Source organism: Sphingobium sp. SJ10-10 (genome assembly GCF_036038995.2).
Classification (GTDB): Bacteria; Pseudomonadota; Alphaproteobacteria; order Sphingomonadales; family Sphingomonadaceae; genus Sphingobium.
Window position 1 is genome coordinate 440,001 of record NZ_CP158133.1, and the last position, 23,974, is coordinate 463,974.

23 protein-coding genes (1 of these 23 running past the window's edge) are annotated in these 23,974 nt (G+C 58.6%); 5 read left to right on the top strand and 18 right to left on the bottom strand.

What is annotated here, in order from left to right; translation table 11 throughout:
* From VVT58_RS17660 to VVT58_RS17730, 15 genes are all read right to left on the bottom strand, one after another.
* Window positions 1-1,521: the 5' portion of a hypothetical protein gene (locus tag VVT58_RS17660; RefSeq protein WP_405053753.1), read on the bottom strand. 882 nt of this gene lie to the left of the window's left edge; only the first 1,521 of its 2,403 coding nucleotides appear in the window; its start codon is at window positions 1,519-1,521; its stop codon lies off the left edge, out of view.
* Between the two features lie 129 nt (window positions 1,522-1,650).
* Window positions 1,651-2,355 carry an HAD family phosphatase gene (locus VVT58_RS17665; protein ID WP_327752222.1) on the bottom strand — a complete coding sequence of 235 codons (705 nt, stop codon included), beginning with the start codon at window positions 2,353-2,355 and terminating at the stop codon, window positions 1,651-1,653.
* A 190-nt stretch (window positions 2,356-2,545) separates the two neighbouring features.
* Entirely contained in the window at window positions 2,546-3,595 is a 1,050-nt protein-coding gene (locus VVT58_RS17670) for a zinc-binding dehydrogenase (protein WP_327752223.1), read from the bottom strand.
* Between the two features lie 232 nt (window positions 3,596-3,827).
* On the bottom strand, window positions 3,828-6,215 hold the full coding sequence (locus tag VVT58_RS17675) for a TonB-dependent receptor domain-containing protein (protein WP_327752224.1): 2,388 nt from the start codon (window positions 6,213-6,215) through the stop codon (window positions 3,828-3,830).
* A 104-nt stretch (window positions 6,216-6,319) separates the two neighbouring features.
* The gene (locus VVT58_RS17680) at window positions 6,320-6,658 is read right to left on the bottom strand and encodes a hypothetical protein (RefSeq protein WP_327752226.1); all 339 of its coding nucleotides are present in this window, start codon (window positions 6,656-6,658) and stop codon (window positions 6,320-6,322) included.
* Window positions 6,659-6,971: 313 nt separating this feature from the next.
* Window positions 6,972-7,823: an SDR family oxidoreductase gene (locus tag VVT58_RS17685; protein ID WP_352000128.1), complete on the bottom strand. Its 852-nt coding sequence runs from the start codon at window positions 7,821-7,823 to the stop codon at window positions 6,972-6,974.
* 80 nt (window positions 7,824-7,903) lie between these two features.
* Window positions 7,904-8,671 carry an SDR family oxidoreductase gene (locus VVT58_RS17690; RefSeq protein WP_327752230.1) on the bottom strand — a complete coding sequence of 256 codons (768 nt, stop codon included), beginning with the start codon at window positions 8,669-8,671 and terminating at the stop codon, window positions 7,904-7,906.
* Window positions 8,672-8,793: 122 nt separating this feature from the next.
* Window positions 8,794-9,312 carry a hypothetical protein gene (locus VVT58_RS17695; protein WP_327752231.1) on the bottom strand — a complete coding sequence of 173 codons (519 nt, stop codon included), beginning with the start codon at window positions 9,310-9,312 and terminating at the stop codon, window positions 8,794-8,796.
* Window positions 9,313-9,364: 52 nt separating this feature from the next.
* On the bottom strand, window positions 9,365-10,126 hold the full coding sequence (locus VVT58_RS17700; protein WP_327752232.1) for an aldolase/citrate lyase family protein: 762 nt from the start codon (window positions 10,124-10,126) through the stop codon (window positions 9,365-9,367).
* Between the two features lie 4 nt (window positions 10,127-10,130).
* The gene (locus VVT58_RS17705) at window positions 10,131-10,319 is read right to left on the bottom strand and encodes a hypothetical protein (protein ID WP_327752233.1); all 189 of its coding nucleotides are present in this window, start codon (window positions 10,317-10,319) and stop codon (window positions 10,131-10,133) included.
* A gap of 184 nt (window positions 10,320-10,503) precedes the next feature.
* Window positions 10,504-11,751, bottom strand: coding sequence for a cytochrome P450 (locus VVT58_RS17710; protein ID WP_327752234.1), 1,248 nt, complete (start codon window positions 11,749-11,751; stop codon window positions 10,504-10,506).
* 88 nt (window positions 11,752-11,839) lie between these two features.
* The gene (locus tag VVT58_RS17715) at window positions 11,840-13,096 is read right to left on the bottom strand and encodes an amidohydrolase family protein (protein ID WP_327752235.1); all 1,257 of its coding nucleotides are present in this window, start codon (window positions 13,094-13,096) and stop codon (window positions 11,840-11,842) included.
* A gap of 125 nt (window positions 13,097-13,221) precedes the next feature.
* Window positions 13,222-14,307, bottom strand: coding sequence for an LLM class flavin-dependent oxidoreductase (locus VVT58_RS17720; RefSeq protein WP_327752236.1), 1,086 nt, complete (start codon window positions 14,305-14,307; stop codon window positions 13,222-13,224).
* A 249-nt stretch (window positions 14,308-14,556) separates the two neighbouring features.
* Window positions 14,557-15,327, bottom strand: a complete 771-nt coding sequence (locus VVT58_RS17725) for an SDR family oxidoreductase (RefSeq protein WP_327752237.1) — start codon at window positions 15,325-15,327, stop codon at window positions 14,557-14,559.
* Between the two features lie 67 nt (window positions 15,328-15,394).
* Window positions 15,395-16,393, bottom strand: coding sequence for an SDR family NAD(P)-dependent oxidoreductase (locus VVT58_RS17730; RefSeq protein WP_327752238.1), 999 nt, complete (start codon window positions 16,391-16,393; stop codon window positions 15,395-15,397).
* Between the two features lie 247 nt (window positions 16,394-16,640).
* Between VVT58_RS17730 and VVT58_RS17735 the strand changes: the two genes are divergently transcribed.
* On the top strand, window positions 16,641-16,958 hold the full coding sequence (locus VVT58_RS17735) for a 2Fe-2S iron-sulfur cluster-binding protein (RefSeq protein WP_327752239.1): 318 nt from the start codon (window positions 16,641-16,643) through the stop codon (window positions 16,956-16,958).
* Window positions 16,959-17,137: 179 nt separating this feature from the next.
* Here the strand turns inward: VVT58_RS17735 and VVT58_RS17740 are convergent, their stop codons facing one another.
* Together VVT58_RS17740 and VVT58_RS17745 are read right to left on the bottom strand one after the other, a co-directional pair.
* Window positions 17,138-18,046 (bottom strand): NmrA family NAD(P)-binding protein, encoded by a 909-nt coding sequence (locus VVT58_RS17740; RefSeq protein ID WP_327752240.1) that lies wholly within the window; start codon window positions 18,044-18,046, stop codon window positions 17,138-17,140.
* Window positions 18,047-18,186: 140 nt separating this feature from the next.
* Window positions 18,187-18,483 carry an antibiotic biosynthesis monooxygenase family protein gene (locus VVT58_RS17745; RefSeq protein ID WP_327752241.1) on the bottom strand — a complete coding sequence of 99 codons (297 nt, stop codon included), beginning with the start codon at window positions 18,481-18,483 and terminating at the stop codon, window positions 18,187-18,189.
* A gap of 340 nt (window positions 18,484-18,823) precedes the next feature.
* Between VVT58_RS17745 and VVT58_RS17750 the strand changes: the two genes are divergently transcribed.
* Window positions 18,824-19,462: a TetR family transcriptional regulator gene (locus VVT58_RS17750; RefSeq protein ID WP_327752242.1), complete on the top strand. Its 639-nt coding sequence runs from the start codon at window positions 18,824-18,826 to the stop codon at window positions 19,460-19,462.
* Between the two features lie 200 nt (window positions 19,463-19,662).
* Here the strand turns inward: VVT58_RS17750 and VVT58_RS17755 are convergent, their stop codons facing one another.
* Window positions 19,663-20,553, bottom strand: a complete 891-nt coding sequence (locus VVT58_RS17755; protein WP_327752243.1) for an SMP-30/gluconolactonase/LRE family protein — start codon at window positions 20,551-20,553, stop codon at window positions 19,663-19,665.
* Between the two features lie 283 nt (window positions 20,554-20,836).
* On the opposite strand from VVT58_RS17755, the gene VVT58_RS17760 reads away from it, so the two are divergent.
* From VVT58_RS17760 to VVT58_RS17770, 3 genes are all read left to right on the top strand, one after another.
* The gene (locus VVT58_RS17760; protein WP_327752244.1) at window positions 20,837-22,090 is read left to right on the top strand and encodes an LLM class flavin-dependent oxidoreductase; all 1,254 of its coding nucleotides are present in this window, start codon (window positions 20,837-20,839) and stop codon (window positions 22,088-22,090) included.
* A 102-nt stretch (window positions 22,091-22,192) separates the two neighbouring features.
* Window positions 22,193-22,978, top strand: a complete 786-nt coding sequence (locus VVT58_RS17765) for an SDR family NAD(P)-dependent oxidoreductase (RefSeq protein WP_327752245.1) — start codon at window positions 22,193-22,195, stop codon at window positions 22,976-22,978.
* A 67-nt stretch (window positions 22,979-23,045) separates the two neighbouring features.
* A complete protein-coding gene (locus tag VVT58_RS17770; protein ID WP_327752246.1) occupies window positions 23,046-23,972 on the top strand; it encodes a 3-keto-5-aminohexanoate cleavage protein in 927 nt (308 codons plus the stop codon).
* Window positions 23,973-23,974 lie beyond the last annotated feature (2 nt).

Here is a 23,974-nt window from a genome sequence, read left to right on the forward strand (position 1 = left end):
CGCCCTACCCTGATATTTGACCTCGACCCTGATGTCGCCGGGCTTGCTATCGGCCAGCGGCAGGGAGAGCGTCAGCGCGTCGGTGCCCTGCACTTTCCACGGCAAAGATTGCGGCGCCCCGTCGCCCTGTCGCAGCATCACGCCTTCGACGCAGGCGGGTGCTTCCCCGGTCAGGGTCAGCGCATTGTCGCGCCCGACGACCAGCGTCGGCGCTTCACCAGCGACTTTCCAAGACGCATCGCCGGGCAATTGCAGCGCGAAATCGGGCCCATCGAACCGCTCGAAGCCCCAATAGCCGGAGAGATGCCCCTTCACCGTGCCCTGGAAGGCGGCGGGTAGCGGGTCATTGCTCCTGACGACATAGCCGCCGCGATCCGCCCGCGCCTCGACGGGCAAGTCGATCGTCTCGCCGCTTGCCGCCGTCAGCTTCACCGTCATATTGCGTGCATAGGCGGTCGAATAGATAAGCGGCGCGCCCTCGACCGGCAACACCACGCCCGGCCGCGCCGCGCAGATCGGGCCATTGGCGGCGCTGCGCAGGCGCGGCGGGCTGTCCGCCTCGATCGCGGGCATGCCGACGACCAGCACTGATTTGGGCTTCTGGAAGGAGGGCGCCTTGTTGAGCAGCAGGGAGGCGCTTGCGTCACGCCGGATGCTGAGCGTCGGCAGATAGTCGAATTCCGGATTGCTGAACGCGCCGAATATCTTCGCCACGTCGCGCACCACGCCGATATAGGGGCTGTAGAAGCCATAGCCCGCCTCCCGGGTGGAACTGAGTTGCAGCGCCAGGTCGGTCGGCGTGCCGGTCAGCGTCTCCGCGATCGAGCTGCTGTGGACGTCCGCCAGCACCAGATGCTCGCGGTTTTCGAGCAGACAGCTCGCCTGAAGCTCGACCACCTTGGACAGGCATTCGTCATTGAGCTTCATCGACAGGCTGCGCGCCAAGGCCGGGGCGACCGAGCGCAGATATTCGGGATGGCTGTTTTCCTGCGCCCGGATCGCCGTCATGAAGGCGTCCAGCCGCGAGCGGTCGAGCGAGGCCTGGTTCAATTCCTGCGTCGCCCGAATGAACTCGCCCGGCTTGCCGCGTACGGCGTCGACGATCGCGCCTTCCGCCCCGCCCGTGTCAGGCACCATGAACAGCGTCATCTGCCGCGCGCCCTTGGGCACGGTCAGCGTCAGGCTGTTGTCCTTGTCTTTCTTCTTCCAGGTTTCGGCGGCCCTGATCCAGTCCTTGGGCGGCGGATTGGTCGCGCCGCGCAGGAACGTCGACAGCAGCAGGAAGCGCGCGCCCTGATCCTCCGGCAAGTCGGCCTTGATCGACAGCTTGTCGCCTTCGGCCAGGCTGGGCACCTGCGCGATCGGCAGCACGTCCCTGTCCCGCGTGACCGTGATGCGCAGCCCCGGCCCGCCAAGCTCGAACGGAGCGGGATCGGCGGCCAGCGCCGATGCGCCCGGCAAGGCGATGCTTGCCACGCCGCAAGCCCAAGGCAAGATCCTCAATCGGCTCGGCAGCGGCATAACGTCCCGGTATCTTCCTGTCAGCGATCCAGATCCCGCTGTCCCACATCGGCTCCCCAATTCCAAGAGCAGGGCAGACGCAACAGGCTTTGCGACGAAGGGCGGATGCGGCGGGACGAACGGCCCGGATCAGGGCAGGATCAGGGCGGCAAAGTCATGCAGGCTGGGCAGCACCGCCGCGACCAATGCCCGTTCCGCCTCGGTCGGCGGCAGCAGGTCGGGCACCATCACCGTCGCCATGCCCGCTCCTGCGGCGGAACGGACGCCGGCATAGCTGTCCTCCACCGCGACCGCTTCGGTCACGGCGACGCCCAAGCGCTTTGCCGCGAGCAGATAGGGTTCGGGATGCGGCTTGGGACGCTCGACATCATCGCGGGTCACGACCACATCGAAATAATCCGACAATCCCGCCTTTTCGAGCCGCCGACAGGCATAGGACGCCTCAGTCGAGGTCGCCACCGCCATGGGGATGCCCGCAGAAGCGAGCCGCGCCAGCAGCGCTTCGACGCCGGGCCGCATCGGAATGGCCGCTTCCAGCGCCGCCTCGAACAGCAGATCGCTGTCGGCATAGAATTGCTCCATCGGAAAGGCCGCGCCGAAACGCTCCGCCAGCATCACCCGGTTCGCGTCCCGGTGAATGCCGACCATGGCGAGCTGCAACTCCTCCGAAAAGGGCCAGCCCAGGGCGGCGGCGGCCTCGGCCATGGTGCGGCGATGCTCCGCTTCGGTATCGAGCAGCGTGCCGTCCATGTCGAATATGACGGCCCGCACCGGATCGGGGAGGCGACGGTTCAGGATTTCGGGTTCGGCGCTGGCGAAGGTCGAGACTTTCATGCCCCCCAATGTGGAGCTTTGCGGCGCGTTTGACGAGTGCATAGAGCGCATGGGCGGATGCAGCCGCTGCGTCCCCGATCTTCTGAATATAGTTGATGCCGGTCAGGCCACCCGGACCGCCCGCTCGGCTTCGTCCTGACGCCCGCCAAGGCTCTGGCCCTTTGTCCACGAAACCTAAAATATCGCCGGCTCAGGGCTCGATCATTATGTGAATGGCCGTTTCTCCGGGAATCTTGCCTGCCAGCAATTGGAGCGCATATTCGGTGCGTTCCAGCGGGATGGTGTGCGTGTGCATCTTCTCCAGCGGAAACCGACGGGATTCGATCAGTTGTACAGCGATTTCGGTGGTCCGGAATGGCACGGCCGCCATGCCGATGATCTTCAGATTGTTCCGAACGATGAGATCGGATTTGAGGCCCGAGACCAGATCCGATCCGTGCGTGCCCGCCAAGCCGATGGTTCCGTTGGGAGCGACCATCGCCACTGCATGATTGATCGACTTCGAAAAATTCGGGGTCGTGTCCAGAACGACGTCCGCTCCTTTGGGGAGAATCTTGCGGACCTCCTCGACCGGATCGGTTTCATCAGCGATGATGATATGATCCGCGCCAAATTCCTTGGCGAGCGCGAGCTTGGCGGCGTCCCGCTTCAGCCCGGTGATGATAATGCACGAAACGCCGACAGTTTTTGCCGCGATGACGGAGCATAATCCCCTTTGGCCGCAACCGAGAATGACGATCGTGTCGCCCATCGATGTGCCGGGGCGTTGAACAGCCCAGGAAATTCCCGAACCCAAAGGATTGTACAGGGACGCGAGTTCGGCCGGTATCGAAGAGCTTATCTTGTGAACGAGGCTATGAGGGTCGAGATACATATAGTCCGCATAGCCCCCCCACAGCTCGGTGTTCGCGACCCCGACCGGTACATGCCCCAGATATGGGATGTGATCGCGACCGTCGCACACATTATAATCGCCATGAAGGCAATTTCTGCAATATCCGCAGGGAACCGCCGGATCGACGACGACCCGGTCGCCTTCCTTGACACCCCACCGCTTCGACGCTTTGCTTCCGATTTCCGCGATGATCCCCACGGGTTCATGACCGGGGACAACGGGATAGCGAATATATCCCTCCGATTCACCGACATATTGCGACCAGTCGCTCCCGCAGATTCCGCAACCTTCCAACTTCAGCAGCGCGTCGTCATCACCGATCTGGGGCAACGGATATTCGCGCATCTCGATCGCCCGCGGACCCGTTTGGACAATTGCCCGGCTCGTTTTCGCTGACTGCACTGTAAGCATCCCTTCCAATCATATCCAAGAAAATAACCGCGCTGGTACCATGCTACAAGGGTTCAGTATCGCGCCTGCCTGGCGATTTCCGCCGCCCGTTCGATCGCCTGGATCGTCGCAGCGGAAATCGTCAGGAGATATAAATGCCCGGTCCCGCTATGGGACCGGGACGTCATCAGAACTTATACCCGGCCTCGATACGGACTTCGCGTGTCCGAAGCGGAATGGCCTGATATTCACCGATACCGCCGGCGGACTTATCCAGCGAATAGCTTGACACGTGCCTGTTGGTCAGGTTGCGGCCTTGCAGCGAGAGCGACCAGCCACTTTGGTCCTGGTACAGGCGAACGCCCGCGTTGAACAACCAGTAGGCCTTTTGCCGCGCGTTGGGATCCAGCGTTTCCTGCTGAATCGACGAGCTCGTATATTTGAAGTCGGCATTGAAACCGAGCATCAAACCATCCGACAACGCCAGATCATAGTCGGCTCCGCCGGTAGCCGAAACCTTCGGCGCTCTCGGCAATTGGCGACCACTCAAATCCTGAACGCATCCCACTGGCGTGACGGCGCTCTGAGCGCGCGTGCAGGGAGCATTGGCGTAAGTGATATATTTTGCATCGATATAGCCAAATGCCCCGCGCAAAGTCAGTTCCTGAGTGGCGCGCCACTCTGCCGACGCTTCAAACCCCTGCGTACGCGCTTTGCCGGCATTGTTAATGGAATATGCAAAATCGCGCGGGTCGAAGGACGTGATCTGCAGACCCGTGACATTGTAGCGGAAGGCAGCCAGTTCGATCCTCAGCGATCGATCGATCAGCGAACCCTTATAGCCGATCTCGCCACCCTTGGTTTTTTCCGGTCCGTATTGCAGCGTGCCTGCCGATCCGATCGGCCCCATGTTGTTGAGCACGGACAATGTGGTCGGAGCGGCAAAACCGCCGGAGTGATAGCCATGCTTGTAGCTGGCATAGATTAGCTGCCGTTCTTCGGGTTTCCAGCTCAACGTCACTTCAGGCGAAAGATCATCGTCCTTGTACTTGCCCTTGAGCGCCGTTCCAGAAGGCGCGAAGCGGCCGGCAAATGCGGCATGAAGATAGGGTGCGTTCCGCTCCGAATCCTTGACCTCCTTGGTATAGCGCGCGCCCGCCGACAGTTCCAACTGTTCTGCAAAGGCCCATTTGAGCAGCCCAAATCCGGAATAGGCGTCGGTTCGGTCGAAGGATAGATTGGCGAGCGAATAATGAAGCCCCGTGACCGGATCAAGCCCGACGGAACGGAGAATGGCGATGCTGTCCTGCGAACGCTTCCCATATTCATAGAATGCGCCGACAACGAAGTTCAAAGGGCTGGAGAAGTCGCTGCTCAGGCGCAGTTCCTGGGTAACGCTCGTGTTGCTGGCATTGTTTCGCCCGCTTACGACCGGCACGGAAGTGAGATTGGCGTTATCGATGCCCCGGTACTTGTAATGATAATAGCCCGTCGTCGAAGTCAGCGTCACATTGCCGAAGGAATAATTGCTGATAAGCGTGGCCAGCGTATTCGTGCCCGCACCGAAGGCTCTCCTGTGCTTGCCGTCGGTCATCTCCAGGGCGATATCGCGATTTAGCCCCCCCACAGAAACGCGGCCGTCCAGTTTGCAATCGCTGGTCGGATCGACAACGCCATAATCGGTGATGCGCGTCACGCCCGGAGCGCAAAAAAGCTCGCGCGAGCCCGCATCGCCATCATTATGGCTATCCGCGACTAGCACCTTGAGGGTCGTGTTGAAGGCGGATGACGGAGTCCATGTCGCCGTCAGACGCGCGGCCACGTTCCGGCTGCCAGGGCGCCTATTCATGTAACGGCCCGGAACGTCCGGAAAGAAACGGTCGAGCGGATTGACGAGCGGTCCTTCCGGAGCCACGTTTTTCAGCCAGCCGTCCGTTCTGTCGGCCCGAACCGCCAGACGAAGGCCGAACGTGTCGGACAATGGGCCGCCCAAGGCGCCTTCGACATAGCGTTCCCGCGCGTTGAACTCATATCCTGCGCGAATATAGCCGTTGAATTCTTCACCGGGACCGCGCGATTTGATGGAAATGACGCCTTGCGGGCTGTTCTTGCCAAAAAAGAGCGATTGCGGCCCCTTCATGACTTCGACCTGCTGAAGATCGAACATGGCCAATCCGGTCACGCGGCCGCGGCCCAATTGCATTCCGTCAATGTCCATCAGCACGCTCTGCTCAATGAACTGGTCATTGGAGGCTGCTCCAATGCCACGGATCGAAACGAAGGAAGCGACCGCGGTCGAGCTGTTCACGACCTGGATCTGCGGCGAGATCTGCGCGATGCGCGTGAGGTCGGACGCGTTCGTGCGCTCAATCGTCGCGGGTCCGATGGCGGTGACGGCGACCGGCACCTTGAGCGACGATTCTTCCTTGCGGCGAGCCGTCACGACGATTTCTTCCAGCGCCCGCCCTTCGTTCGCCTGAGGGGAATTGCCGGTCGCATCTTGCGCAAATGCGGGACTATCGCCCAACACCATGGCCAAGACAAGAATAGACCCACCCCACGAAAATCTAGTCATTAATTCCTCCCCTTATCCTTTAATACTGTTATGTCGATAGACAGTTTGGATGCAGGCGCCGTCAATCCTTCGCCTGCACGCTCTCCTGCTCATGATCGCGGAATTCAGTTTCCGGTCACGACTGGAGTGATAACTTCATAAAGGTTAGCCACAGCATCGGTCACTTCTACGGCATCGGTGACGTACATTTCGCCTGAAGCCACCAATTGATGCATATGCTCCAGCGCGGCCTGCGGGTCGTCAGTGCGCATCGTATAAGTAGACAGATAGATTCTTTCCGGGGATTTCGGATCGGCGGGATCGGCTATGCGAAAACGCTGCGCCGCCACGAAGCCCGGAAGGGCAACGACATCTGCGAGATGCTGATCGGAATACCATTTATTGAAATCATCCTCTCGTCCCGGCAGGGGTCTTGTGTGGACGACGTACACATATTCTTTCATAATCATCTCCGAAGGTCGTTTTATTCTCGCTATCCTTGAATGCTTCATTCGCCTGGCCACGGAAGCTATCATGCGCGCATAGCTCAAGCAGAGCTTGCATGATGTCGATCGAATGGCTGCTAGAGCATCGAACGCCTTCATCCCTTCCAGTCAGCAACCGATATTCCTGTCCGCTGACAGTGAGCGGTCAAGCAGGTTATAAATATGTTAGTCGATCAATTAAGTAAGTCAAGCGAGAAGTTGATGGTTGCCCTTCTCGGTTTGGGTAATCCGCCCCACTCAGCCTCGACTGATCGTGCTGATGCTCACGAAATTAACGGAGTTGGATGGCCTTGTCGTTCCAGTCAGTCGAACATGCCAGTTCACGTTGCGCTTCAAGCTGGCCAAGGCGGGTAGCGAGCATCTGGGCCATGTGCGAATAAGTGTCGCTTCCCAAGGCAAGGCGCAGGGGCGCCGGATTCTGCTCCACGCTGTCGATCATGGCGTCGACCATTTTGGCCGGGTCGCCCGGCGAAAGGACCGACCCGTCCTCGATGAGGCGATTGACCTTGCGGGAAGGCGAGGCGTCATAGGCCTGGATGCGGGGTCCGCTGATCGCGCCCTGACCGCGGAAACTCGTGCGCGCGCTACCTGGTTCGACGATCGTGCAGCCGATCCCGAACACCGCCACCTCCTGCGCGACGGCCTCCATAAAGCCTTCGATCCCCCATTTGGTTGCGTGATAAAGCGATCCCCCGGCGATCGCCACCTGCCCGCCGAGACTGGATATCTGGAGGATGCGACCGCCGCCCTGAGCGCGCATATGCGGGAGGGCGGCGCGCACAAGCTGAATCGATCCGAGGAGATTGGTATCAATCTGGTGATGAATTTGAGCGTCAGTCACCTCTTCGGCGGCACCAAACAGCCCATAGGCCGCATTGCTGACGACCACATCGATGCGGCCCAAATCCTGCCACGCGGCGTTTACCGTCGTTCTGATCGCGCTTCCGTCCGTCAAGTCGAGCGGAGCGAGCCAAAGGCGATCACTGAACTGCGCCTTCAGGTCATCGACTGCATGAAGGTTGCGGACTGTAGCGGCGACGAGATTGCCTGTGGAAAGCAGCTTTTCGGCCATTAAGCGGCCAAACCCCCGGCTTATGCCGGTAATGAACCATGTTCTCATCAACGAACCTCTTCTTGCGGGCTCAATGCACCGGGAGCCGGCGGCTGAGGTGAGGTGGCAGCGCCACCTTTGATCACCCCCTGCTACGCAGCCGTGCTGCCTCCATCGACAGGTAAATTCGCCCCGGTGATGTAGCTCGCTTCATCGGAAGCCAGAAACAAGGCGGCGGCAGCGATTTCATCGACTGTGCCCATGCGCCGCATCGGAAAGCGGTGGTCCAGCAAGGTGTCGATCGCCTCTTCCAGCCTTTGCCGTTGCCCGAGCGCAGCGCGCACCATCGGCGTATCAATCAATCCAGGCAATACCGAATTGCAGCGAATGGGGTAGCGCTTCTCCGCACAATGCAGGGCCACCACTCGCGTGATGTTGAGCCCAGCCCCCTTGGAGGCGCTATATGCGGCCGTCTGAGGATTGGGTCGGACGGAGGAAGCCGACAGGATATTCACGATGGCGGCCGATTTGCTCGTCTCCTTCATGATTGCCACGGCGAATTTGCATGCCAGAAAGACAGACCCCGCATTTACCGACTGAAGATATTCGAAATCCTCTATACTATTGTCTTCGATCGTGCCCATTCTTATGGCGCCCGCCGAATTCACCAGAATATCAAGCCGCCCTTCGGCTTCCCTGATGTCCTTATCAACATTCGCCCAACCATCAGGATCGGAAACATCCAAAGGGACGAAGCGAGCCGCGGAACCGATATCGGCGGCCACCGCCGCGCCGCGCCGCTCATCCAGGTCCGCGACAAGAACGCGTGCGCCTTCCAGCGCGAATCTTTTGGCGATGGCTGCCCCCATTCCCGAAGCGCCGCCAGTAACAAGCGCGACCTTTTCGACGAGCCTTTCCATGAGCGCTCCTGCAAACAAGGCATGACGGAAGGAACCTAGCGGGGCTCCGGGCGGCTAGAGCAGAATCCGATCCGATTCAATCAGATCGAAAGCCGCTCTAGCCCAGAGACGCCTATCGAAGCTCAGTGATCTTCGACAAGATCGTTGCGGGCGCCGATCATGACCGACGACATTTGGCATTCGGTATCGAAGGGGTTGCTCCAGGCGTGGATCGTTCCATTCTGGATGAGCGTGTCCCCTTCATTGAGCTGAACCTTGACCCCGTCATCAAGCTCGCAGATGCAACTCCCCTTCACGATGCTGATGACATCGATGGTCGCAGACCGATGGAAGCCCCGATCGGACATGGAGCCTTGCATATCCTCCGCCGCAGACTCCGCGGAAGCCCGTTCGAATCCCGATTCGGTCTTTGGCGCAATGGTCGCATGACCAAAACGCATAGCGCCGAGAGGCGGGAACATCCATGAAACCGGCTTACGCGCGCCATCATCCGGAAAATGCGGATTGTCCGCCGCCCAGACATCAAGCCAGCCCCAACCCGCCATGCCGGGCATTTGAACGAAGGTCAGCTCATCATCGCTCGCGACGATGGCACGGCCATTTTCGTTGTGCGCGGTTACGATACGCCTGACCTTTGTCATCACAATTGACCTCTCTAATATGATTTGTCTTTGCCGATTTCACCCGGCGCGGTCAGATGATCGCCCGCGCATCCCGTTCCAGTTCGCGCAGGGCCGCGCCAAGGATCATGACGTCGAGCCCCACCATCATGAAGCTCATGCCGCGCGCCTTCCATTTGGCGAAGATCGCCAGATCGGTGGCCATCATGCCCACCGTGCGGCCGACCCCCTGGCAGGCATCGACCACGCGTCCGATGGCCCCGTCCACGTCGAAATCGGCATCTGCGCTATGCGCGATGGACAGGCCCAGATCGCCGGTTCCGATGAAGAGAACATCGACCCCCGGCACCGACGCGATCTCTTCCGCGTTCCGCACGCCTTCCACGGACTCGATCATCAGCACCACGAGGATGCCGTCATTGGCTCCCTGGAGATAGGGGCCGATATTCATGCCATAGCGGCTTGCGCGCCCCGCGCCGACGCCGCGATCACCGATCGGCGGGAAACGGGCAGCCTGCACGATCGCGCGGGCCTGGTCGGCATTCTCCACATGGGGAATCATGATTCCGCCCGCGCCGGCATCCAGGGCGGTGCTGATCCAGTTTCCTTCCATCGGCACTCTTACGATCGCGGGAATCCCCGCCGCATCCGCTGCTCGAACCAAGTCCTCGATCTGGCTTCGTCCGAAGGCGGCATGCTCGCCCTCTATCGTGATGAAGTCGTATCCGGCATCACCCACAAGCTCCACGATCGCCGGCGCCGGCAAACTCACCCAGGTTCCGATCAGCAGCTCGCCGTCGATAGCAGGCTGACGAATATATGCCGGTCTCTCCATGAACTTATCCTTTTGGTTCAATCGCTCCGCCGACAAAGAACGCGGCATGGATCATACCATATGCCTGGCCATAGCTCGCCTGGTCGAAATGTCGCCCGGAAAAGAAGGAAATCAGATCCACCTCCGCACCCACGGCCAGCCCGACGATCAAAGCCCCGGCAAGGGCAACGCTTGCTCCTCCGATCGCCATCATGGCGATCCCGGCGGTCCCCGCCAGAGCATCGAGTGGGGCCACCGCTGCACGAACTCACCCCTGTTCGCTTCATCCAACCCAGTTCGGCAAATGGAGGGGATATTCAAGGGACTTAACCGCCGTAAGCGCTGCGCCGACCGTCTCATCTCCCCTCCCGCATTATCGAGGTACAAGGCCTCTGCCGTTAAGCCGGATCGAAAACCACCTGCATGGAATCAAGACCGTGCACGAAAGCATGGGACATGTACTTGGGAGCAGGGTGGTGCGGTGACAGCCGCATGCTCGGCAACCGCTCGATGATCTGCTCAAGGGCGATCCGCATCTCGGCTTTCGCCAGCAACGCGCCCGGACAGAAATGAAGGCCGCGTCCGAACGTCAGGTGATTGCGGCCGCCCTTGCGGCCCATCTCGAATTCCTCGGGTTCCTGCCATCTGAGTGGATCGTGATTGGCCGCGATGTTGGAGATCATAACCAGGCTGCCCTTCGGAATCTCCACGTCACCCATCACCGTATCACGCGTGGTCCGACGGTACATCAGCGGCACCGGCGAATGCGAGCGCATGGTCTCTTCGACAAATGCGGTCACGGCATCCGGATTGTTCCGCAGATGCTCCATCATCCCGTCGTGGGTCAGCAGGATATTGACGGCCGACAATATCGCATTGGTCGAGGTTTCATTGCCGCCCACCATCGTCAGATAAGCAAGAGACACGGCTTCCTCATCCCGAAGGGGGGCTCCGTCGACCTCGATCGTGGCGTATTTCGTAAGCAGGTTGTTCTGGGGTTCGGCACGATATTTCTGCAGGAAACCAAAGCAATAGTTCTGCATTTCGATGATCTCGTCGACAAGCTGCAATTCTCTCTCCGGTTCGATAACCGGATCGATGCGCTCGACCATGACGTCAGACCACCGCTTGATGCGCCGCCAGTCCTCCCGCGGTACGCCCAACTGATCGCAGATCACATACATCGGGAACAGGACGGCAAATTCCTGGAAGAAATCCGCCTGTCCCCTGGCGATGAAATTATCGATCAATCCATTGGCGATCGCGCGAATTTCCGGCTCGATCTCCTTGACATAGCTTGGCGAGAAAACCTTATCGACAAGCCCACGATACCGGCTGTGTACCGGCGGATCGGACGTCGCGACGGTGTGAACCTCGGGAAAGCCGCGCTGGGCAAAGCGACAGCGCGCCTCTTCGGCGACCGGGGATTTTGCACGGCCCGTCAACACATCGGCCTGATTGCTGAAAATCTCCCAATTATCATAAACATATGCGCAATCCGCATAGCGCGTGACGACGTAACCGCCGGCCACTGCATCGTAATAGACGGGCTGCTCCGCAAGTAGTTTCTTGAAAAAAGGAAGCGGGCAAGCCCTGGCTTCGGGCGAAGTCAGCGTCCCAAGATCCTTTTGTTGCACCGCTTCCATATAAACTCCGATATAAATTCAAATCGATGCTCGTGGCGAGCAGAGAAAACTTAATTTAGCAAGGCTGCAACTGATCGCCCGGCGGCGATCAGTCGGGAAGCAGCCACTTTCCATTGTCGACGAAGAACTTCTTGACGACCCGTTCCCCGAGGGGAGCGATCTCCTCGTACATTTTTACCAGAGGCTTTTCGCCACCTTCGACATGCGGATAATCCGATGCGAAACACAGCACATCTTCAAGGTCGTAATTTTTGAGGTAGCGCCCGAACGGCTCGAAATCGAACCCGGTCACGCGGACATTCCGCTTCACATAGAAGGACGGCGGATGCGGCAATCCGGCGCCATTCTTATTCACGCGCGCAATATCCAGTCCGTACCACATGTCGAGCCGCTCGCAGAGCGGTCCGATCCAGCCGGCGCCCAGTTCGATGCATCCGAAACGCAACATCGGATGGCGCTCGAAGACGCCGCCCAGAACCATCGTCAGCAGGAAATTTTCGGACAAGGTGTGGAAATGCGCCGTGGACCACGGATCGACGTCGAACTCGCCAAGGAAGGTGAAGCCCTTGAATGCCGGAGCATCGGCCCAGTCTTCGACAAATACGCGCCCACGAGACGAGACATGCAGGCAGACCGCGACATTATTGTCTTCCATCAGCGACCAGAATGGGTCGAGGTCGGGATGGGCAGGCGATTTTCCACCCGGCATTTCGCCGCTCAACAACCAGATCGCACGGATGCCGTTATCGATCAGCCGGCGCGCTTCAGCCATCATGCCTTCGATGGAATCGCTGTAGACCGGAAGCACGGGCCGAACACGGTCGCTGAACTTCGCGACACGAATTCCCCAGTCATTATAAGCCTTGAGCAGTTCACGGCCATAGGCGCGGCGTTCCTCATAGCTGTTCCGGATCTTCTTGCCGAAGCGGTGCTCAGGCGGAAGATAGACCATCGCCGCGCACTGAATCCCCATCGTCGGAAACAATAATTGCCGCTTGATGCCCATAAGGTCCATCACTTCGGGCCGTCGTGAGATATCAGCAGCAGCAGGAGCCGGCGGCCCTTTGAGTTTCCAGATCGTTTCGGGGCTGATCGGAACCTCGTCCTTGACATATCCTGGGACGTTCGGATGATGACGATCGCGCCCGTCATCCTCCATGCCAAGCCAGTAATTTGCCAGGTCCTTCATTGCCGGGCCCATTTCCTGCTCCCATAGTTGGGCCGGCAGTTGCTCATGAGCGTCGATATCCATCAACTCGCCCCAATATGGCTTCAGTGCATCCGGGTAGGCATTCAGATCTGCCATAACATCATCTCCTGCAATAATTCGATGCGCATATCCCAAGCCCGTCCATGGATCGGGCCGAACACGCGTCGCAAACTTACCTGTTCAACCAACCATATTCTTTACCGCCCCAAGGCCCGCCTCGCCGGAATGCGAGGCAAGCTCGGCGTCAAGCAGCGCGTCGCTCAGGACGCCTTTCTCCACGAACGGAGTTCAGGCATGACCTTGTCAGCGAACAGCCGTACGCTTCGCTCGGCATTAGCCCGCGAGAGTCCACCGAAACTCGGCTGGATCAAATAATCATAATCCCCGATCAACGCCCGGCGCGCTTCCAAGCGCTCGAGCACCTGCTGCGGCGTCCCGAAGGTGTTGATATCCGCAAAGGCGCGCGCCGTCTCCTCCAGCGCCACGGACTTGAGTTGCTCTGCAGCCTCTTCGGCGGCTTCCGCATAAGCGCCATAGCCCTTCATCGTCTTGAAGTGGCTGCCCATTATCTCATAATGCTCCATGACGGAGTGATATGTATTTGCCATGTGGGTACGAGCCAAATCCTCGGCTTCATCCGCACTTTCGCCGCAGAGCATGAAGTCGGCGATCATCGGGCGAGGAGCCGGTTGCCCGTGATGCTCTTGGTAAAGCGTCCTGTAGGTATCGAAATGCGGCACCATTTCAGCCCACGGCTTTTGCGAGAAGCAGACCATCTGCGCACCCAACTCCGCACAGGACGGAATGGAATCGGACGACATCGCCACGGCCGATAGCCGATCCCGGAAGCCCGCCCGCGGCTGGGGGCGAACTTCGGTACGGGGGATCTTATAGAAGTTGCCGTCCGCTTCCATATATCCTGAGTCGAGAGCGTCCAGGATGACCCGAGCCGACTCATCGAACCGCTCCCTCGATTCACCCATGTCGATACCGAAGACATCATATTCGCGACGGGCAAGTCCCCGGCCAATTCCGAACAAGGCACGCCCACCACTCAGATGATCCAGAACCGACATCTGCTCGATAACGCGCCTGGGATCATTCCACGGCAGGATGACAACGCCTGTAAGCAGCTTGATCTGCTTCGTTCGAGCAGCCCAATAAGTCAGGAGCTGGATGTTGGAACTCGACGTGGAATAGTCGAAAAAGTGATGTTCAACGCAACTCAGAATCTCATAACCAAGGGGTTCAGCAAGATCGGCAAGCGCCAAATCACGACGCCATGCCTCCGCGTCCGATAGCTGTTTTCCATAATTTTGGAAAATCAAGAGCATACCTATCTGCATTACCTGTCCTCGATTCGGTCACTGATATTATTTACTCAACTAACTAGCACGCAAGGCCTGGGTTCGCAATAGGCCAGCTCATCCCGGAAAGCTTGGATATCTCTCGTCTTCTGAGCCGTTTTCGCCTTCATTCCAGGAATTTGGTCTTCTCCCAAACCACCGGAAGCGTCATGGCAACTGCATGTTCGGCACGGCGTGAAGTGGCGATTTCCCGTCGAATCAAGCGCGAACCGAATGGCCCCGCCCTTCTCACGCCGCAGTACTGCCTCCGTCCACCGGCAGACTCGCCCCGGTAATGTAACTCGCTTCGTCCGAAGCCAGGAAGAGCGCCGCCGACGCCACCTCTTCGGCTGTTCCTGCGCGCCGCATCGGGAAACGGCGATCCAGCAATTCCCGAAGAACCGCTTCCGGATCGGGAACCTGCGCAAACGCCTGGCGTGACATCGGCGTATCGATCAATCCGGGCAGTATCGAATTGCAGCGAATAGGATAGCGTTTCTCCGCGCAATGCAAGGCCACCACACGCGTGATGTTGAGCGCGGACCCCTTGGATATGCCATAGGCGGCGGCGTGATGGTTGGGACGAACCGCCGAGTCCGAAAGGATATTGACGATAGCGGCGGCTTTACTCGTCTCCTTCATGATCCTGACGGCAAATTGGCATGCCATGAACACAGCGTTGGAATTCACGGATTGCGCGAATTTCAGATCTTCCAGGGAACTGTCTTCGATGGAAGCCAGTTTCACGACCCCTGCGGAGTTCACCAGAATGTCGAGACGTCCGTAAATGCCTCTGATATTGGCGTCGAGGTTCAACCAACCCGCAGGATCGGTGACGTCCACGCAAAGGAAGCGCGCTGCGGAACCAATCTCGCGCGCAACCGCCTGTCCGCGCTCATCATTCCGGTCTACTATGATCACATGAGCGCCCTCCGCCGCAAATCGCCGGACGGTAGCCTCGCCAATGCCAGATGCGCCACCAGTGACGAGCGCTATTTTTCCGGAAACCCTTCCCGTCATCGAGCCTTCCCTCCTACAGTGCGCGTCATCGCTGCCGCCCCATCCCGGATAGTGGATAAAGGGCCGCTCACCCGTGGCGGCCGCTCGGATCAACTCCGTGGCTATCCAGAGTTTGGCGACCCAAGTCGTTCAATTCCAGCCCACCGCTGCCATACTCAGCGATCTTTGAAGCGATATCCGGATCAGCGGCGACAAGCTCACGCATGAAGAGTTCCGCCGTGGACGTGACCGGGCGAACGTCCGCCCCGGCGAACAGGGCTTGCGATTGCCCCGCCCAGGCTTCAGGCGTGCTTTCTTCGACCTTCACCGTCGGGTGCACCGCCATCGTCAGACGGGCGGCCCGTCCGCCACTGACCTGAAACGCTTCATTGGTCACAAGGGTGTTCTGATGCGCCAGCCACGCCACGAGCGCAGAGACATGTTCCGGCTGAAAATATGTCTGCACCGCCGCGAGAATGACGGGATCCTTGACGATATCGGCCATCCGCGTCCATGCGCTGGGCAAAATCGCATTGGCGGTGATCCCCACCCTTTCGCCTTCCATCGCGAGACAGCGGGTCAACCCGAATATGGCAGCCTTGGCGGAGCCATAGGCACTGAAACCTTCGTTGCCGAGCATGCCGCTGGACGAGGTGTTGATGATTCGACCGGCGCCAGATCTTGCAAGATACGGCCATGCCGCCCGGCAGACGGAGACGGTGCCGCCAAAGTGCACGTCAAAAACCCTGTTCCAATCCGTCCGATCCGCTTCCGCAAAGTTCACGCTGCTCACAACGCCGGCATTGTTGATGATTATGTCGAGCTGTCCAAAGCTATCGATCGCCGTTGCCACCAGCGCCTCGGCATTTTCGATGACGCTATGGTGGTCGGCAATCGCGATCCCGCCCCGATCCCGAATATATCCGACAACCTCGGCAGCCGCGCTTTCGGCGCCTTCTTCGGGCGCCAGGTCGTTGACCACGACACGGGCGCCCCGCTCAGCCAACATGAGGGCGTGGGACCGTCCCAGGCCTCGTCCGGAACCGGTCACAATTGCCACCCTACCGGCAAAATCCATTAGGGCCATCTCTATCTCCTCAATCCCCTGAAAGGCCGCCGGCGAAGCGCGATGTCACATTCGAACGAGAGCCGCTATCCCACCGCCATGGACCTGCAATCTGCTCCCTCGTACCGATATTAAAGGCAGGTCGAGAGCCGGAGTCTGGCAAGGAAATGCCACTAATTGACTGAACAACTAATTACAAGTAGAACTGGATTGTTCACTGCGCAAATCGCCGGCTATTTGCGCCAGCCAATCACATATCGGGAAGATCATGCCACAACTCATCATCACAAGACGAAATGGGGAGACCCTTCGTATCAACACCGAAACCGATGGATCGCTTATGGAAATGATTCGTGGCGGCGGGCTGGATGATCTCCCCGCAATTTGCGGAGGGAACTGCGCTTGCGCCACTTGCCATGTCCATATCGATCCCGCGTTCGCCCACCTGTTCGATCCCATGAGCAGTGACGAGAGGGAACTCCTTGAAACCTCAGCTCACCGTACGGATCATTCGCGACTGTCATGCCAATTATGGTTCAGGCCCGATGTCGCAGAGGTCGCACTCGAAATAGCCGAGGAAGATTAGAAGTTCGCCGCCGGGCCGATATTGCATTTGCGGTGTAGGTCCGGCGCATCGGTGTGAGCTCTTGCAGATAATCCTCATCGGCGGTCCGGCACGCCCGGAGAGGGACAAAGGCCTTCTTCGGCTAAGTGTTTGCGAGCATCCATCCATGCCCCCCCGATCGACCGGCGAGGGCATTCATCTCAGCCTCCGACGAGAATAGCTTCGATATTGCGGCGTGCCCAACCATCCAGCGTCAGAGGTTCAATACCAAAAGCCTTCAGCATCTCAGGTCGCGCAGGATAGCCGACATCGGTCAGCCATAAATGAGAATGGGCCACCCTTGGCAACAGGCCAAGCTTTATTGCCTCATCAACGTCCACCGAGGTGACAGTGACGGCCTTGCCGCTGACGCTTTCGAGGGCAGCCCCGAGTTGAGCGTAGGAGGCATAGGCGTCTGCAAGCTCAATCTCCGCCCCGTCGAAACGATCTGGATCTGCCAGCGCCTCCGCCGCGACGCGACCGATCGTATCGTAGGAAATGAACGAAACGGGTTGATCTGGCGGCATGGCGATCAACAGGTCGCCCTCCGTTGCCAGGCGCGGATACATGAAGGGGGCGCGCAACACCAGATTATCCAAAACAAGGGATGGTCGCAGGATGGTGCGATGGCGAAAAACAGCCTCACGAACCATATGTTCCTGCGCTATTTTAGTCGGCCAATATTCCCCCTTGATCGCATCGACGGCATTGCCGGAGACAGCCTCTTGCTCGCGTACACCTGATACAGTGGAATGGACATACTGCTCCACGCCAGCCGCCACCGCCGCATCGAGCAGCTTCCGGAATTCCGCCAACGGTGCGCCATCCTGCTGCATCGAAAAAACGCCGCGTACACCTTTCATAGCTGCGGCCAACGCCGTCTCATCGTCGAACGCGCCCTGAGCGATTTCGGCGCCTGCCTTCACCAAGGCAAGAGCCGCCTCACTGGCTGGATCGCGAACCAAGGCACGCACAGGCAGACCCTTCTGCAGCGCATGACGCGCGACACTGCCGCCCTGTCCCCCAGTAGCGCCGGTAACAAGAATGGGCCTTGGATCAACTTGCGGCATATTTCGTCTTTCATCTGATATCGACGCCATCCGCAGATGACATCAAGCCAGGTCGAGGGAAAAGAATTCTCTCTAATGGCGTGCCCTGCCAATGGATAGGACCGGATAACGCCCGTCAAGCAGGGCGACGCGGTTGGACTTCAGGATTCCAAGCCCAAATCAACCAAGTCGAAATGCTGGCTGAGCACGTGCCTGGCCAACTCGCCTATGTGCGCGAGAACCCGCGAGGCATTGGCGGCTTCGAACCGCCGATGATGTTCGAGGCTGTCCCATTCGATCAACACGTAGTAAATATCGGGATTTTCGATGGATCTAAGCAGTTTCACATCTCGACAACCCTCGCCGGCTCGCACCAGGGCAAAGGCGGGTTTCGATGCTTCCTCGAACTCGGCCGCACGCCCTGCAATCAACTCCAGTTGCGAAATTTGTCTTAGCATTCGACTTCCTCGATTTCCCAGACGCCCGCTGGCTCTTTATCGGTGAGCATCCCTAGCCGACCATGCGAACTCGCGTCAATGTCAATTTAATCGATCAACTACATCTTCCGGCACTTGGACCTTGCAGACGGGCTGGGCTGCGGATCAACAGTCGCTGGAATATCCTCCCTACCGACCCCTTGCGCGTGCGATCCTATTGGCGAGGCGGGGAAACCCGCCGATGCCCGTTTATCCCGTACGTTCTTAGTTGATCGAACGACAATTGAGTGTCACTTGAGGGTTGTGTATAGAGACGATACCAGGCAGGTGAAGACCCGAGATGCAGAGGAGTTTCCCAATAGTGCTGTCAGATGTCGAGGCGCCGAAGAATCTTCGGGGAGATACGCGCCTGAAATTTATAGAGAGCACGAGCGCGCTCATGGTGGAGATGGGTTCCACCGACGTCACGTTGCTGCAAATTGCGGCACGTTCCGGCCTGAACAGCGCGCTGATCAAATATCATTTCGGCAACAAGGATGGTCTGCTGACGGCTGTCGCTCTGCATGCCTCAGAGAAAAACATGGAAGCCCTGAGCGAACTGGTCGAGGCAAAGATTTCGCCAAGCAAAAAAATGGAGATTCATCTTACAGGTCTTATGCACCTATACTGGCGCCATCCGTATATAAACGTTCTTTGCCAATATATTCTGCGTCGCGGTGAGGAAAAATATAGGCAAGAGATCGAAAAAAAGATCATGCAGCCGTTCATTCAGTTTCAGAATGTGATAATCCGGCAAGGCATTGAATCCGGCGAATTTCGCAATGTGGATCCTGAAATGACATTCTACATCATGCGGGGTGCGTGCGACTCCCTGATCGACGCCAGCCAGCAGATGGGCAATGCATATCGAGTGAGAGGCATGTCTCAGACGGAACGGCTTGAGTACACCCACGAGGTGGTGAATATGCTGCTCTACGGAATAAGCAATAATCGGCCGTGACAATCGATCCCTGTTTTATAAAACACAGATAATTAAAGAAATAGAGCGGTCGATCTGATGCAACCAGATCACAAACCGCTCTAAAGGAATATCGGATGGAGAAGCGCAGAACGCCCATCCACTTTAAGCAGCCGCTCCAAGCCTTTTATTTGCCACGATTTTTTTAACCAGCGATCGGTTCCAATCGCTTGAAAATCGCTCTAATCGCTAAAATTAAGCTTTAGGCCCGGCTCCGGCCACCGGCAGTGGAGCAGTTTGCCCGTGCCGGAGAGGGTGATGTAGGCGTCCCGCATATCGCTTCCTCCAAAGGCGATATTGGTGACCACATCGTCCGGCAGATCGACCATCTCGACCTTACCGTCCTCGGTCACCACGGCCATACCGCCAGGGTGAATTGCCGCGACGCAAATATTCCCTGACGCCAGCACCGCCATGCTGTCGATCGCTCCCCCTGTCGGGATGGTCGCATGGAGGTGGCCCGGGTGCCCCGACGGTCCGGGCCGCGGATTGCCCGGCCCCTCCAGTTCAAGGCGCCACACCCGCGCGCTATAGGTGTCGGTCACGTAGAGAATGTCTTCCCGCGATGTCAGGCCAACACCATTGAACGACAAGCCCCTGCCATAGGCCTCGCTGATGGAGGTTCCTTCAATATTGGCATAATATAGGCCGCCATATGTCCGGTCATTGAGAAAGTCCTTGCCCAGATCAGTGAACCACATATTCCCTTCCCGGTCGAATACGATGTCGTCTGGCGCCTGGAGAAGCTTCTCCCCACAAGTCTCATAGAGGCGTTCGACCTTTCCGTTCGACAGGTCGATTCGCTCTATTCTTCCCTCATAGCCGGGGCCTTGCCCGAAACACATGGTCGTCAAATCGAAACCGCCCAGATTGCAGATATAGAGCGCGCCATCGGGTCCTAGCGCGGCCCCGGCCGGCCCACCCCCCGTGTCCGCTACCAATTCGCGTTTGCCGTCGCCCCAGATCCGGGTCACATGTCCAGACACGATTTCGGTGACGATGACCGATCCATCCGGCATCACCACCGGACCTTCCGGGAAAGCAAGACCCGAAGCCAACTCTGTGAATTTCAAATGTCCTCTCCCAAAGCTCTTTGGTCACAGGCCGGCCGTGGCGGACCATATTTAATCGCTTAATGACATGTCGGGATCGATTCCGCAACATGCTCCTTTTCGTTGGAGCAGATGGCAGACGGCACGTCCGCCGAAGATTTTACCGCAGCGGATCCCGTCATGACGCGGAGCGACATATCATAACATTTTAATATGAAAGAGATCATGATCCATTATTGGACATAATGTCTTAAGACGATCATTTCGGTGAGCAGAAATCATCAGCCAATAGAGGGTAATTTCGATGGCTCGACCCAAAGTAATTCTTCAGGTTTATCCCGTCATGCCAACAGATGGCGAAGAAGGTCGAAAAGCTGCAAAGCCGATCGGACGGGACGCCGCTCTATATAACAAAATCATCCACGAATGGACGGACGTTCTCAAAGCCGCGGAAGCGCTCGGCGTTTGGGGCACCGCAACGATCGAACACCACCTGCACTCCGAAGGCTATGAAGTCGGTCCCAATCCAGGCGCGCTGAACGCCTATTGGGCGGCGAAGCTGGAAAAAATGCACGTGGGCGCCATGGGCTATGTGATGGCCACGCAGGACCCGATCCGCGTCGCGGAAGAAACCGCGATCATCGACCATCTGAGTGAGGGTCGTTTCTTCGTCGGCTTTGCCCGCGGCTATCAGTCACGCTGGGCGAATATTCTCGGCCAGTTTACCGAAAGCGTCGCCACCGTTTCGGATGGCAGCTCTGACGATCAGAAGAATCGCGAGATTTTCGAAGAGCGCGTTCAAATGGTCCTGGATTGCTGGACCAAGGATTCGCTGCGGCTTGAAGGCAAATATTATCAGGCGCCCTATCCGCTCGAGACCGGCGTCGAGGGTTATCCGGCGTGGAAAATCGCAAAGGAAGCCGGCGCCGAGGGCGAAATTGACGAGAAAGGCAATGTAGCGGCGATCAGCGTCGTGCCGGCGCCCTATCAGCGGCCTCACCCGCCGGTCTTCGTCGCGACGAGCAAGAGCGAGGAATCCATTCGCTATTGCGCACGCATGGGCTTTTACCCGCTGCATTTCACGAGTTTCGACAAGGTCGTGCGCGGCAACGAGATTTATATCCAGGAAGCCAAAAAGGTCGGCAAACATTATCGGACCGGCGAGCGGCAGAATATCGTCCGCTGGGTTCACATCTGTGAATCCGAGGAGGATTATAACCGCAAACTTCGCGAATATGACCTCGATATCTACAAGAATTTCTACGGCCCGTTCTTCCCGCAGTTTCCGACCGGCGATGTCGACGACGATCAGATGATCGAAAACATCAAAAAGTCCGGAATCTATATCGGCGGTACCGTCGAGCAGGTGCGCGAAGAGTGGATCGACATTTATAATAAAGTACCCTGCGAATATATCACGTTGATCTTCCACTATGCGCAGCAACCGAAGGAGGATTGCATCAACACGATTTCGCGCTTCATGACGGAAGTCTGGCCTCACCTTCACTATGACGATTCGGTGACCCAGGCCCAGGTCAAAGAACTCGCTCCTGCATGAACCATATCGATCTGTTGTCAGGGCGCCCTGATCGGGGAATGTCGTGGGAGCGCCCTGCCCTCCCTTATGCTCAGGCGTTGATTTTCGCGGAGGGTATCGGAAATGACGAAGCATCTCAGTGATCTGACCGGCCATCGGATCCTCGTCACCGGCGGAGCCAGCGGCTTGGGCTTGGCCGCTGCCAGGGTGTTTCGCGAGCTTGGCGCCGAACTGTTCCTTGGGGATCTCAATGCACAAGCGCTGATCCCGATCGCTGGGGAGATCGATGCCCGCGGTCATTGCGCGGGCGATGTCGCAGTCGAGTCCGACTGCGAACATATGGTCGAGCAAGCAGTCTCCCGCCTCGGCGGCCTTGATGGCGTTTTTCATTGCGCCGGGATCAGCGACCGGGTCGAGCGGGCGCTCGACCTGGATATGGCGGCCTGGCAGCGCGGTATCGATGTCAATGTCCGGGGGACGATGATGATCTGCCGAGCTGCCGGGCGCGTCATGGTGAAAGCCGGGCGCGGCGCTATCGTCAATGTCAGCTCGGTCAACGGACTAGGCGGCATCCCGCGGCGGCATTCCTATGCGCCGGCGAAAGCGGCCGTCGCCATGATCACCCGTACACTCGCCTGCGAATGGGGCAGCGCGGGTGTGCGCGTCAACGCCGTGGCGCCGGGCTACATCGCCACCCCGATGATCGAGAGCCTGGCTGCCGAAGGCAAGGTGGACGTCAAGCGGCTGGAAGATCGAACGCCGCTGGCGCGGCTCGGCCAACCTTCCGAAGTCGGCCATGTGGCGGCGTTTCTGCTGTCCGAAGCCGCTTCCTACGTCAGCGGCGCCATTGTCCCCGTCGATGGCGGTTGGACCGCCTATGGAGGCCCGGGGCCGGTACAGACCGCCTGATGCGAGCATAGATAGCGGGCAAGTCGCGATGGACTTCGCCCGATTTCAGGAATGAGGAATTAGGTTCGTGACAAAGAAAGTCATCATCACATGCGCCATCACGGGTTCGATTCATACCCCGTCGATGTCGCCCCATTTGCCCAAGACGCCAGACGAGATTGCAACGGCGGCCATCGAAGCCGCAGAGGCGGGAGCGGCGATCGTGCACTTGCACGCGCGCGATCCCGAAACGGGCCGCCCGACCCAGGATCCGGATATCTACGCACAATTCCTTCCGATCATCCACGAGAAATCGGACGTTGTGATCAACCTGACCACCGGCGGCTCGCCGGTGCTGACGCTGGAGGAACGGCTCGCACCCGCAGCGCGCTTCCAGCCCGAAATCGCGTCGCTCAACATGGGGTCCATGAACTTCGGCCTTTACGAACTCACCGGCCGGTTCAAGGAATTTCAATATGACTGGGAACGTCCCTATCTGGAAAACAGCGACGACTTCGTTTTCCGGAACACATTCCGGGATATCGCCCATATCCTGAAGTCCTGCGGCGATGCCGGCACGAAGTTCGAGATCGAATGCTATGACATCGGTCATCTCTACACCGCCGCTCATTTTCTGGACAGGGGCTTCATCAAGGCGCCGCTGTTCATCCAGTCGGTGTTCGGGATTCGTGGCGGCATAGGCATTCATTATGCCGACGTGGCGCACATGAAGGCCACCGCCGACCGTCTGTTCGGCCAGGATTATATGTGGTCCGTCATCGGCACTGGCCGCTTCCAGATGGGGATCGGAACGATGGCGGCGGCGATGGGCGGCAACGTCCGCGTCGGGCTGGAGGATTCCCTGTGGGATTCGCCCGGCAAGCTGGCGACCAGCAATGCCGCTCAGGTCCGTCGCATGCGCACGATTCTGGAAGCGCTGTCGCTAGAAGTGGCGACCCCGAACGAAGCCCGCGAACTGCTGCAGCTCAAGGGCAAGGCCAATGTGCGGATCTGACC